Source organism: Aestuariivirga sp., assembly GCF_020252405.1.
GTDB lineage: Bacteria > Pseudomonadota > Alphaproteobacteria > Rhizobiales > Aestuariivirgaceae > Aestuariivirga.
The window spans coordinates 13,605-26,609 of sequence record NZ_JADCDA010000065.1; the positions used below are offsets into that span (position 1 = coordinate 13,605).

At 65.2% G+C, this 13,005-nt stretch carries 9 protein-coding genes; 5 read left to right on the forward strand and 4 right to left on the reverse strand.

The features are described from left to right. Positions 1-9: 9 nt before the first annotated feature. The gene (phaR, locus tag IOC69_RS10100; RefSeq protein WP_290543424.1) at positions 10-618 is read left to right on the forward strand and encodes a polyhydroxyalkanoate synthesis repressor PhaR; all 609 of its coding nucleotides are present in this window, start codon (positions 10-12) and stop codon (positions 616-618) included. Between the two features lie 7 nt (positions 619-625). Here the strand turns inward: phaR and IOC69_RS10105 are convergent, their stop codons facing one another. Both IOC69_RS10105 and IOC69_RS10110 read right to left on the reverse strand, forming a co-directional pair. Continuing rightward, entirely contained in the window at positions 626-2,482 is a 1,857-nt protein-coding gene (locus tag IOC69_RS10105) for a GGDEF and EAL domain-containing protein (protein WP_290543425.1), read from the reverse strand. A gap of 241 nt (positions 2,483-2,723) precedes the next feature. Then, positions 2,724-4,301, reverse strand: coding sequence for a gamma-glutamyltransferase family protein (locus tag IOC69_RS10110; protein ID WP_290543426.1), 1,578 nt, complete (start codon positions 4,299-4,301; stop codon positions 2,724-2,726). A 241-nt stretch (positions 4,302-4,542) separates the two neighbouring features. Between IOC69_RS10110 and IOC69_RS10115 the strand changes: the two genes are divergently transcribed. Then, positions 4,543-6,222 (forward strand): formate--tetrahydrofolate ligase, encoded by a 1,680-nt coding sequence (locus IOC69_RS10115; protein ID WP_290543427.1) that lies wholly within the window; start codon positions 4,543-4,545, stop codon positions 6,220-6,222. 526 nt (positions 6,223-6,748) lie between these two features. On the opposite strand, the gene betA is transcribed toward IOC69_RS10115, so the two are convergent. Next, positions 6,749-8,407, reverse strand: coding sequence for a choline dehydrogenase (gene betA, locus IOC69_RS10120; RefSeq protein WP_290543428.1), 1,659 nt, complete (start codon positions 8,405-8,407; stop codon positions 6,749-6,751). Further along, positions 8,404-9,270 (reverse strand): MurR/RpiR family transcriptional regulator, encoded by an 867-nt coding sequence (locus tag IOC69_RS10125; protein WP_290543429.1) that lies wholly within the window; start codon positions 9,268-9,270, stop codon positions 8,404-8,406. Before IOC69_RS10125 ends, betA begins: the two co-directional genes overlap by 4 nt. Positions 9,271-9,369: 99 nt before the next feature. On the opposite strand from IOC69_RS10125, the gene IOC69_RS10130 reads away from it, so the two are divergent. From IOC69_RS10130 to IOC69_RS10140, 3 genes are all read left to right on the forward strand, one after another. Further along, a complete protein-coding gene (locus IOC69_RS10130; protein ID WP_290543430.1) occupies positions 9,370-10,119 on the forward strand; it encodes an N-formylglutamate amidohydrolase in 750 nt (249 codons plus the stop codon). 21 nt (positions 10,120-10,140) lie between these two features. After that, positions 10,141-11,514 (forward strand): glutamine synthetase family protein, encoded by a 1,374-nt coding sequence (locus tag IOC69_RS10135; protein ID WP_290543431.1) that lies wholly within the window; start codon positions 10,141-10,143, stop codon positions 11,512-11,514. Between the two features lie 179 nt (positions 11,515-11,693). Beyond that, entirely contained in the window at positions 11,694-12,854 is a 1,161-nt protein-coding gene (locus tag IOC69_RS10140; RefSeq protein ID WP_290543432.1) for an iron-containing alcohol dehydrogenase, read from the forward strand. The last annotated feature ends 151 nt before the right edge of the window (positions 12,855-13,005 follow it).

Below are 13,005 nucleotides of genomic sequence, written 5' to 3' on the forward strand. Positions count from 1 at the left end.
AGGACGCCGGTGAGCGAAGAGAAGGCAGCGCCGCAAAGCGCCGTGGTCATCAAGAAATACGCCAACCGGCGGCTCTACAATACGTCCACCAGCACATATGTCACGCTGGATGACCTGTCGGTCATGGTCAAGTCCGGCACCGATTTCCTGGTCTATGACGCCAAGACGGGGGAGGACATCACCCGCTCGGTGCTGACCCAGATCATCTTCGAGGAAGAAAACAAGGGCACCAACCTGCTGCCCATCAACTTCCTGCGCCAGCTCATCCGTTTCTATGGCGATTCCATGCAGGCCTTCGTGCCGGGCTTTCTTGAATTCTCGCTGGAAAATCTCGGCAAGGAGCAGGAAAAACTGCGCGCCCAGATGCTGGAAGCCTGGGGTGGGGGGGATGCCTTCAAGTCGATGCAGGACCATGCCCAGCGCAACATGGCCATGTTCAGCGAGGCGATGAAGGTGTTCAACCCCTTCGCTGCCATGGGGGGTGCGGTTCCGGGCGCTCCAGCACCGGCCAAGCCGCAGCAGTCCGGTTCGGCGGGTGGCTCCCGGGATGACCTTCAGGCGCTGAAGGACCAGCTTGCCGCTATGCAGCAAAAGCTCGACACCCTCACCAGCAAATAGTTGCGGCTCAGCGTGCCCTGCGTCGTGCCGCGGTATCGCTGACGAGGTCGGCGAAGCTCGGTTCCGCCGGGCGCAGTGGTTCCTCCCGGCCGGGGAAGGCGCGGTCGAGCAGGGTGATGGCGCGTCTCAGCTTGGCAAGTTCGCCCTCAAGGTTCTTTTCGAAGCCGGCAATGGTGAGGCGTGCGTCCGGCGCCACTTCCGGCCAGGGCGGGCTCAGTTCCGCCATGCCGAAGAGCCGGCCCTGCATCAGGTCCACGCCCCAGTTGCGCAGCAGCAGCGCGTCGCTTTCCGTCTCGACCCATTCGGCCACGGTCTTGATGCCGAAGGTGCGGGCGAGGTCGATGAGCGCGCGCACATAATACTGGTTCTCGTCGTTGAGCGAGAGTTCGCGGCAGAAGGTGCCGTCGAGCTTCAGGTATTCGACGGGGAGCGCCCGCAGGCTGCGGAAACTGGTGAAACCCGCGCCGAAATCGTCGATCGCCACGCGGCAGCCCAGAAAGCGCAGCTCCTCGACGAAGCGGATCACGTGGCTCAGGTCGCCCAGGGCCACGGTCTCGGTGATCTCGACGATCAAGCGGTTCGCCACCTCGAGGTTTCCGGCGATGACCGAGACGATCTCGGGGTACCAGCGCGGGTCGGTTGCCGTGGCGCCGGAAATGTTGAGCGAGATCGCCGCCGCCGGGCGCCGCGCGAGAACGTCCACCGCCATCTCCGTCACCGCCTTGTCGATGAGGCGGACGAGGCCAAGCGTCTCCGCCGCGGGGATCAGATGCCCGGCCGGCACGATGCTGCCATCCTCGCCCGTCATGCGCAGCAGCGCCTCGTGAAACGCCGCTTCGCCCGTTTGTCCATCGACCACGGGCTGGAAGGCAAGCTGGAAGCGGTTCTCCTTCAGGCAGCGAATGATCTCGGCGGCATGGCGCGCGTTGTCGCTGCGCTCGCTGCGGCGCTGCTCGGAGGGTTCGTAGATCACCACGTCGCCGGCCGGCTGCTTTCTCGCCTGGGTGAGGGCCTCTTCGGCCCGCGCGATGGCCATGGTGGGGCCGGTGGCATGCTGCGGCGTCACCACAGCGCCGATGGACAAGAGCGCCCAGATCGGCCCGCATGCGGTTTCAACCATGCTCTCGCGCGCCGTGCCGAGCAGGCGTTCGGCGGCGAAGGCCAGGTCCTCGCGGCTGCAATTGTTGAGCACGATGCCGAATTTGGATCCCGAGTAGCGCGCCACGGCATCGCCCGCGCGGGCGACGCGGGCGAGCCGCCTGCCCACCGCATGGATCACCTCGTCGGCCACTTCGAAGCCATAGGCCTCGTTGACGGCCGCGAGATTGGTGATGGCGATGACGAGGAAGGAGCAGGCGGAGCCCTCGCGCTCGGCCGCCGCCATGGCGCCTCCCAGCCACTCCATCATGCGGCCGCGGTTCATCAGGCCGGTCAGGGCATCGCAATGGCCGAGGTGGCTTGGCTGCTGGTCCTGCCGGTGGCGCTCGTCGATCCGCCGCAGCGTGCCGAAGACATGGGCAGGCCGGCCGTCAAGGCCCGCATGCCAGCGGCCCTGGTCTTCCAGCCACTGGCTGGCCCGCCCGGTGCGCCCGAGCGGCATGAAGCGGTATTCGATGCGGAAGGGCACGCCGCCGCCCGGATCCTGCCCGCCGCCGTGCATCACCGTGTCATGGCGGCTGGTGAGATTGTCGGGGTCGAGGAGCGCTGCAAACTGGCGGCCCGTGGCCACCGTTCCGGGGTCGCAGCCCAGCACCTTCGCGGCCCAGGGCGACCAGGAGATCACATCCTGCGCAATGTCCCAGTGATAGGCCGCCAGCCCCGAATCTGCCGCCGCCCTGTCCGTCAGCCCGGAAAAATCGTCCACGATGCCCCGTCCCTCAAAGATTCGCGGCTTTGAGTCTAAGGGGGAGGCTGAAAGCAACCCTTAACGGCGCGCGTCAATTTCGTCCTCTACCGCAACGCGGGAGAGGAGGGGGCCCCACCGCAGGTGGGGTAGGTGAGGGGCAGTGACCACCGGACGATCGTCATTGACTTCCCCTCATCTACCCGTTGCTTGCGCAACGGGGCCCTTCTTCTCCCGCTGAAGCGGGAGAAGACGCCACGTCTCAATACCCCAGTGCGAAGCCATCCTTGCGCGGGTCCGACCCGCCGGCGAGCACGCCGCTGTCGCGGTCGATGGCAATGGCCTGGCCTCCGCCGAGCGGCGCTCGCGGTGAGGTCAGGGCGTGGCCCTTCTCGATCAGCCCTTTTTTCACATGCTCCGGCACGGCGCTCTCCACCTGCACCTTGCCCTCCTTGGGGAAGTAGCGCGCCCAGTCGATCGCCTCCTGCGGGTCCATGCCATGGATGTAGCGGTTCACGGCGACGGTTATGTGGCCCATGGGCTGGTAGTCGCCGCCCATCACGCCATAGCTCATGTCGACGAGGCCATCCTTGCGCACCATGGCGGGGATGATCGTGTGGAGCGGGCGCTTCCGCGGGCCGATGCAGTTGGGGTGATCAGGATCGGTGACGAAGCAGGCGCCGCGGTTCTGCAGCGCGATCCCCGTCCCCGGCGTCACCACGCAGGAGCCGAAACCGTCATAGACCGAGTTGATGAAGGACACGGCCAGCCGCCTCTCGTCCACCACGCTGAGGTAGACCGTGCCGGAGGACCGCATTGCCGTGCCGAAGTCGAGGGCCCGGTTCATGTCGATCATTCCCGCCAGCTTCTGCGCGGTTTTCGCCGACAGGAGTTCATCCACCGGCGCCTCGTGGAAGTCCGGGTCGGCGATGTGGCGGTTCCTCAGCTCCCAGGCGAGTTTCATGGCCTCGATCTCGAGATGGTGGCGCTCGACCGAGTCGGGCGCCAGGCGGCGCAGCCCGAATTGCGAGAGAACGTTCATGGCGATCAGCGCCGTGAGGCCCTGCCCCGGGGGCGGGATCTCCAGCACCTCGTGGCCGGCGAATTCGGTGGCGATGGGCTTCACCCAGGTCGATTCATGCGCCGCGAAATCCTCCATGGTGAGGAGCGATCCCCTGGCGCGCACGGTGGCCACGATGTCCTCGGCGATGGCGCCCCGGTAGAAGGCGTCGCGGCCTTCCCTGCCAATCAGCCGCATGCTCCGCGCCAGCGCCGGGTAATGCATGATCTCGCCCACCCTGGGCGCGCGGCCATCCTTCAGGCAGTGGATGCGGCCGCCCTCGTCGGCCGCGAGGAAGGGCGTGTCCTCCGGCCAGTCCCAGGCGACGCGCGGGGTGACGGGAACGCCTTCCTCGGCCAGCCGGATGGCGGGTTTGAGCGCCTCGCCTAAGTCCATGGTGCCGAATTTCCTGAGAAGCTGGTCCCAGCCGTCGATGGCGCCCGGCACGGTGATGGCATGGATGGAGCGCAGCGCAATCCCGGTGAGGCCGGAGGTCTTCAGCCAGTCGGCATCCGCCGCCAGGCCGGACCGGCCTGAGGCGCTTAGGCCGGAAACCTTGCCGTCCGGCGCGCCGACGAGTGCGAAGCAGTCTCCCCCTATGCCGGTCATGGCCGGTTCCACCACGCACAGCACGGCAGAGGCGACGACGGCCGCATCGGCTGCATTGCCGCCCGCCCGCAGCGTGTCGATGGCGGCGAGAGTCGCCAGCGGGGCCGAGGTGGCGGCCATGCCGCGGCTGCCATAAGCGGCCGAGCGGCCGGGGCGTTCGAAATTACGCATGCTTCATCATCCTGAGAACAAGGGACGCTGGAAGAATATTCCGGGAAACGTCGCAAAAGGCATCGCATGGCGCGGAGCCCTGTAGCAAGACACTCGCCGTCATGACTGCCGCGCCTGCCGATCAGGGTTCCGTGCCGGACCCCGTCCGCTTCGCGAGGCCGCCAAAAAGCTGATCGACTTTTCCCCGCAGTAATGTATTTTTACTGATGGGAAATCTCATGCACACAAGGGAACTGCACGAATGGCCACGGTGAAGAGCGATATCGAAATTGCCCGCGAGGCGAAAATGAAGCCGATCATGGAGATCGGCAAGGGCCTCGGCATTCCCGGGGAGGACTTGATCCCCTATGGCCACACCAAGGCCAAGGTCGCGCTCTCCTACATCGACAGCCTGACGTCGAAGCCGGACGGCAAGCTCATCCTCGTCACCGCCATCAACCCCACCCCCGCCGGCGAAGGCAAGACCACGACCACCGTGGGCCTCGGCGACGGCCTCAACCGCATCGGCAAAAAGGCCATGGTGGCCCTGCGCGAGCCTTCGCTCGGGCCCTGCTTCGGCATGAAGGGCGGCGCGGCGGGCGGCGGCTATGCCCAGATCGTGCCGATGGAAGACATCAACCTGCACTTCACCGGCGATTTCCACGCCATCACCTCGGCGCACAACCTGCTCTCCGCGATGATCGACAATCACATCTACTGGGGCAACGAGCTTGGGCTGGACACGCGCCGCGTCGCCTGGCGCCGCGTCATGGACATGAACGACCGCGCGCTGCGCGAGATCGTCTGCTCGCTGGGCGGCGTGGCCAACGGTTATCCGCGCGAGACGGGCTTCGACATCACGGTCGCCTCCGAGATCATGGCCATCCTCTGCCTCGCCACCTCGATCGGGGACCTCGAGCGCCGCATCGGCCAGATCGTCATCGGCTACAGGAAGGACAAGTCGCCGGTGCTGGCCAGGGACCTGAAGGCGCCGGGCGCCATGGTGGTGCTCTTGAAGGATGCGCTGCAGCCCAACCTCGTCCAGACGCTGGAAAACAACCCGGCCTTTGTGCACGGCGGTCCCTTCGCCAACATCGCCCATGGCTGCAACTCGGTGATGGCCACCAGGGCCGCGCTGAAGCTTGCCGACTATGTCGTCACCGAAGCGGGCTTCGGCGCCGACCTGGGCGCTGAGAAGTTCTTCGACATCAAATGCCGCAAGGCCGGCCTCGCGCCATCCGCCACCGTCATCGTGGCGACCGTCCGTGCACTGAAGATGCATGGCGGCGCGGCGAAGGAGGAGCTTAAAGTCGAGAATGTCGAAGTCCTCAAGAAGGGCCTCGCCAATCTGGGCCGCCATATCGAGAACGTGAAGAAGTTCGGCGTGCCGATCGCGGTGGCCATCAACCACTTCATCTCGGACACGGAGCCGGAAGTGCAGGCCGTGATCGACTATTGCAAGACCCATGGCGTGGAAGCCTTCCGCTGCACCCATTGGGCCGATGGCGGCAAGGGCGTCGAGGCGCTGGCCCATCATGTGGCGGCTCTGGCCGACAAGGGCCCGGCACAGTTCAAGCCGATCTATGACGAGAACGTCCCGCTCTTCGACAAGGTCAAGACCATCGCCCGCGAGATCTACCGCGCGGACGACGTGGTGGCCGACAAATCGGTGAGGGACCAGCTCAAGGCCTGGGAAGCGGCGGGCTATGGCAAGTTCCCGATCTGCATGGCGAAGACGCAGTACTCGTTCTCGACGGACCCCAACCTCAAGGGTGCTCCCACCAACCACGTGCTCCCGGTGCGCGAAGTGCGCCTGTCGGCGGGTGCCGAATTCATCGTGGTCATCTGCGGTGACATCATGACCATGCCGGGCCTGCCCAAGGTCCCGTCGGCCGAGGTGATCGGGCTGGACGAAAAGGGCCAGATCGCCGGGTTGTTCTGAGCCGATACCGAGTCCTGACAGGCAAAGGCCCGGAGGTTTCTCCAGGCCTTCTGCTTTGTTGATTGGAGCAGGTTTCGTTTCAGTGGAATCGAAACCAGCTTTACCTATTTATTTTGTCGCATTTTCGACGGTCAACCGGTGTCCACTTGACCTGAAAATGCTTTATAGCGGCGGGCGGTCAATTGCCTCCATTAGGATTTCCCTCCCCACAAGGGGGAGGGAAAAAGATCGCGATTCTATATGACCGCCCGCCGCTCTAGGAATTCGATTTGAGATTGTTTTTGGCCGGGAGCCAATCGTGCCTTTCACTCACGCCATGTGGAGGGGGCGATGGCCTGGGCGGCATCAAGAACCGCCACTGCATGGACCTCAACCATCCCGCGGGAGCACAGGGCGACGCCGTCATCCCGCCCGCACCGGGGGCCTTCCTCGCCCGTTAAAGAAACGGGAGAAGACAAACATGCGCGGAATACAGGCTGGAACATGATTTACCGCAAAAGCGGGTTCCGCTTTTGCGGTTCATGCCCTACCGCTGGCTGACCTTCCAGTCCGGATTGATCCACGGCTCCTGGTTCGAGGGCGCCAGCGGCTGCCTGCCGAGGATGTGATCGCTCGCCTTCTCGCCGATCATGATGGTGGGGCCGTTCAGATTTCCGTTTGTCACCCGCGGCATGATGGAGGAATCGGCCACCCGCAGGCCCTCGATTCCGATCACCCGGCATTCGGGGTCGACCACCGCCATCGGGTCATCCGCCGCGCCCATCCTGCAGGTGCCGCAGGGGTGGTAGGCGCTCTCGCAGTGTTCGCGGATGAAGGCGTCGATCTCGTCATCCGCGTTCACCGCCGGCCCCGGCTGGATTTCCTCCGCCGCGAAGCGCCGCATGGCGGGCTGCCGGAACAGCTCGCGCGTGAGCCTGACGGCGCGCCGCCATTCGGGCAGGTCGTCCGGGTGGGTGAGGTAGTTGAACAGGATCCGCGGCGCTTCCCGCGCCTGCCTGCTCCGCACACGGACGAAACCGCGCGACTTGGCCCGCATCGGCCCCACATGGACCTGGAAGCCGTGGCCCGGGAAGGCCGCCGTGCCGTCATAGCGCATGGCGGCGGGCAGGAAGTGATACTGGATATCCGGATATTCGACGCCCGCCGCGGAACGGATGAAGCCGCATGTTTCGAAATGGTTCGTGGCGCCGAGCCCGGTCTTGAAGAGCAGCCACTCAGCGCCGATCAGCCCTTTGGAGAACCAGTTGAGCTTCGAATGGAGCGTGACGGGTTCCCTGGACCTGATCTGGAAATAGATCTCGAGGTGGTCGTGCAGGTTCTCGCCCACGCCCGGCAGTGCGTGCGCCACCCCGACGCCCGCCGCCTTCAGCACATCGGGCGCGCCGATCCCCGACATCTGGAGGAGCTTCGGCGAATTGATCGCGGAGGCCGCGATGATGACCTCGCGGCGCGCCCTGACCTCCTGCTTCTGTCCGCCCACGTCATATTCGACGCCGGCGGCGCGCTTGCCCTCGAGGATCACGCGGTGCGCCAGGGCCCTGGTGATCAGCCTGACGTTGCCGCGCTTCAGCGCCGGCTTCAGATAGGCATTGGCGGCGGACCAGCGGATGCCGTTGTGAATGGTCATCTCCATCGGGCCGAAGCCCTCCTGCTGGCGGCCGTTGTAGTCTTCCGTCACCGGGTAGCCCGCCTCGCGCCCGGCCTCGACGAAGGCCTGGTAGAGCGGGTTGTTGCGGGGCCCGCGCCGCACATGAAGGGGGCCCTTTATGCCGCGCCAGCCGTCCTCGCCATCGGGGCAGGATTCCTGGCGCTTGAAATAGGGCAGCACGTGGCGGAAGCCCCAGCCCCTGGCCCCCATCTCCTCCCAGCTGTCGAAGTCCCTGGCGTGGCCGCGCACATAGACCATGCCGTTGATCGAGGAGGAGCCGCCCACCACCTTGCCGCGCGGCGTGGCCAGCCTGCGGCCGCCAAGGCCCGGCTCGGGATCGGATTCGAAGCCCCAGTTATAGAGCTTCATGTTCATGGGGTAGGAGAGAGCCGACGGCATCTGGATGAAGGGGCCGCGGTCGCTGCCGCCATATTCCAGCACGCAGACCGAGTTCCTGCCGTCCTCCGACAGGCGATAGGCCATGGCGCAGCCGGCGGACCCGGCGCCGACGATGACGAAGTCGAAGGCCTCGCTCATTTGCCGCGCTTTCCCGCGCCGGACAGCGCCTCAAGTTCGGCGATGCGGGCCTCCGTCTCGCGCCAGGTTGCGTTGACGGTGGCGGCGACCAGCGCCTCGGCCAGGAACAGCGGCACGATGTTCGAGTCCCAGCTCGACGGGGCCTCGATGCGGAGCGGAAGCGAATGCACGGCAAGTCTCGCGATTGGGGATATCCACTGGTCGGTAATCAGCACGACCCTCGCTCCGCGCTCTCTGGCGGAAGCGGCAAGATCGAGCATGCGGGCGTCATAACGGCGGATGTCGAAAAACAGAAGCAGGTCGTTCTTGCCGATATCGAGCAGATATTGCGGCCAGAAGGACTGGGTGGGGGGAACGAGGCTCACCCCCGGCCGCGCCATCTGCAGGTGGGTATAAAGATAGGCGGCAATGGCCCCGGTGATCCGGCCGCCGGCGATGTGGACCTGCCGCTTGCGGTCCGCCAGCAGCGCCACGATGGCGTCGAAGGCGCGGTGGTCCATCAGCTTCAGCGAGGCCGAGAGATTCTCCATCGCCGCCGTGGCGAAGGTGTTGAGAATGTGGGTGTCGGGCGCCTCGGCTGCCCAGCGGTCATGCTTCGCGATCGGGTTCTGCAGTTGGGCGGAGAGTTCGCAGCGCAGCTCGTCCTGGAAGGCCGGGAAGCCGGAGAAGCCCAGCTTCTTGGCGAGGCGCAGCACGGAAGGGGTGGAGACATCCGCCTCGCGCGCGAAGCCGGTGATCGAGCCCAGCCCCGCCATGGGGTAGTTGGCGAAGAGCGCGGCCATCAGCTTGCGCTCGGCCGCGGTCAGCTTGCCCGACATCAGGCGCAGTCTTTCGGCAACCGTGGCGGCGCGCTGCGGCGGCATCTGTCTCTCCCTGCTGGACCTCCACTGTAACGAATTTGACAGTCTTCCGACAATCTGAAATCATCGCTTCAACAGACCGAAGTTCTGGAGTTTTCGTGCATGGGAGCGCTGCTCCAGCTGGGCGAGGAGCGCCCGTTCATCGCCGTCAACGGGCAGGGCCGCTCGCCCTTCGTACTGATCTGCGAGCACGCCTCCAACACCATGCCGAAGGCGCTGGGCACGCTGGGCCTTTCCGGGGCCGATCTCGCCCGCCACATCGCCTGGGACATCGGCGCGGAGAAGGTCGCGCGCCTCCTCTCGCGCCTCACGGATGCGCCGCTGCTGCTGCAGCGCTATTCGCGCCTCGCCTATGACTGCAACCGCCCGCCGGAATCGCCCGATGCCATTCCGGAGGTGAGCGAGCTCACCGCCATTCCCGGCAACAGGAAGCTGTCCGCCGAGGACAAGCTGGCGCGGGCACGCGAGATCTACCGGCCTTTTCATGACGGCGTCTCCGCCGTGCTCGACCGGCGCGCCGCCGGCGGCCAGCGCTCGCTGGTCGTCTCCATCCATTCCTTCACGCCCGTCTACAAGGGCAAGCCGCGCAGCGTCGAGCTTGGCATCCTGCATGACCGGGATGCCACGCTGTCCGCGAAGCTCATCAAGAGCTTCCCCAATGTCGATGCGCGTTTGAACGAGCCCTATGGCCCGAAGGACGGCGTGCTGCACACGCTGAACCTGCACGGCTTTGCCCGCGGCCTGCAGCACGCGATGATCGAGATCCGCAATGACCTGGTCGCCACCGAACGCGGGCAGGACGAATGGGCCCAGCGCCTGTCCGTGCCGCTGATCCAGGCCGCAACGACATAAAGCGATTGAGGGAGAACGACCATGAGCGAAGGCATGCTGACACTCGAACAGCTGAAGGCCGAGGTGAGGGCCGGAACGATCGACACCGTGGTCGCCGCCATGGTGGACCTGCAGGGCCGCCTCATCGGCAAGCGCTTCCATGCCAGGTTCTTCGCCGACGGCGGCTATGAGGAGACGCATGGCTGCAACTATCTGCTCGGCGTCGACATCGAGATGGAGCCGGTGCCCGGCTACAAGGCGACGGGCTGGGAAAAGGGCTATGGCGACTTCGTTCTGAAGCCCGACATGGCGACCCTGCGCCGCACGCCTTGGCTGCCGGGCACGGCGCTCGTGCTGTGCGACGTGCTCGATCATCACAGCCATGAGGACGTGCCGCATTCGCCGCGCGCCATCCTCAAGAAGCAGCTGAAGCGCCTCGGGAAGATGAGGATGAAGGCCTATATGGCCTCCGAGCTCGAGTTCTTTCTGTTTGACGATTCCTACGAGGCGGCCCACCAGAAGGGCTACCGCAACCTCAAGACGGCGGGTTACTACATCGAGGACTATCACATCCTGCAGACCTCAAAGGAGGAGGTCTATATGCGCGCCCTGCGCAATGGCCTCGCGGGCGCCGGCATTCCGGTCGAAAACTCCAAGGGCGAATGGGGGCCGGGCCAGGAGGAGATCAACGTCCGCTATGCCGAGGCGCTCGAAATGGCCGACCGTCACGTCATCATCAAGAACGGCGCCAAGGAGATCGCCTACAACGTCGGCAAGTCCGTCTCCTTCATGGCCAAGTGGGACTATGGCATGGCGGGCAACTCGTCCCACATCCACCAGTCGCTGTGGTCCGCCGACGACAAGCCGCTGTTCATGGACAAAAAGGGCGAGCACGGCATGTCGCTGCTGATGAAGCAGTATCTGGCTGGCCAGCTGGCGCATGCCGGCGAGATCACCTATTTCCTGGCGCCCTACATCAACTCCTACAAGCGCTTCATGGCCGGCACCTTCGCGCCCACCCGCGCGGTGTGGAGCTTCGACAACCGCACGGCGGGTTTCCGTATCTGCGGGGCCGAGACCAGGGCGATCCGCGTCGAATGCCGCATCGGCGGCGCCGACCTGAACCCCTATCTCGCCTTCGCGGCCCTCGTCGCGGCGGGCCTTGACGGCATCGAGAAGAAGATGGAGCTGGAGCCCGCCGTCTCGGGCGACATCTACGACACGTCCCGACGCTTACGCGAAATCCCCAAGACGCTGCGCGAGGCGGCCAGGCTGCTCGACGAATCGGACTTCCTGCGCCAGGCGATGGGCAATGACGTGATCGACCATTACGTCCACACCGCGCAGTGGGAACAATTCGAATTCGACCGCCGCATCACCGACCTCGAGCTGAAGCGCGGGTTTGAGCGGTATTGAGTAGAATCACTCCATGACCCTGCTCCCGCACCTCCTGTTGCGTCACCCCGGCGAAGGCCGGGGTCCAGCTTCGGGCATCGGACGCGCGGAAAGCTGGATCCCGGCCTTCGCCGGGATGACGGCAGGTGGGTGGGGAATTGGGCTTTAAGACATAGCAGACGGCACTCAGGAGACACGCCATGGCCATTCCGAACCGCAACATCAATTATCCGACCGCCATCAAATATGGTGCCGGGCGCATCAAGGAACTCGCGGAGTTCTGCAAGGCCAATGGCATCAAGCGGCCGCTGGTCGTCACCGACAAGGGCCTCGCCGCCATGCCGATGGTGGCGGAGATCATGGCGGACCTGAAGGCCGCGGGCCTCAAGGCCGCGCTCTTCGCCGACGTGCGTCCGAACCCGGTCGAGGAGAACGTTCTCGCGGGCTGCAAGGTGTTCAAGGACGGCAGGCATGACGGCGTCGTCGCCTTGGGCGGCGGCTCCGGCCTCGACACCGGCAAGATGATCGCGCTCATGCATTCGCAGAAGATTTCGGTGTTCGAACTGGAAGACATCGGCGATTGGTGGACCAGGGCCGATGCCTCGCTGATCTCGCCCATCATCGCGGTGCCGACGACGGCGGGCACGGGCTCGGAAGTGGGCCGCGCCGGCGTCATCACCCACCCGATCACGCATGAGAAGAAGATCATCTTCCATCCGGCCATCATGCCGAAGGTGGCGCTGCTCGACCCTGAGCTCACCGTCGGCCTGCCGGCGAAGCTGACCGCCGCCACCGGCATGGACGCGCTGGCGCACAACCTCGAAGCCTATTGCGCGCCCTTCTATCACCCCTGGTCGCAGGGTGTCGCGCTGGAGGGCATGCGGCTGGTGAAGGACAATCTGGTCAAGGCGGTGAAGAAGCCAAAGGACCTTGACGCGCGCGGCAACATGCTGGTCGCCTCCGCGATGGGCGCCACGGCGTTCCAGCGCGGCCTCGGCGCGATCCATGCGCTGGCGCACCCGTTCGGCGGCCTCTACGACGCGCATCACGGCCTGCTCAACGGCATCATCATGCCCTATGTGCTCAAAGCCAACCGCCGCAGGATCGAGAAAGACATCGGGCGCGCCGCGGCCTATCTCGGCATCAAGGGCGGCTTCGACGGCTTCCTCAAGTGGGTTCTGGCGCTGCGCAAGGAAATCGGCATTCCGCATGCGCTGAAGGACATCGGCATCGATACGAAGCGCCTCGACGAGGTGGCGGCGATGGCGGTCAAGGACCCGTCGGCCGGCGGCAACCCGATCCAGTTCACCGAAAGGCAGTACAAGGCGCTGGCGAAAAAATGCGTCACCGGCAATTTGTGACGGGCAGATAAGCAAATCCGCGCCCCTTCCCCTTTTGCAAGGGGAAGGGGGTTTTCGTTCGGCAGATTTTACCCGCCATCACGGCGTGGCCACTCTCCGATTCCGTTCCGCTTGACTCTGTTCGCAGTCTATGGAACAAAAAGTGAACAAT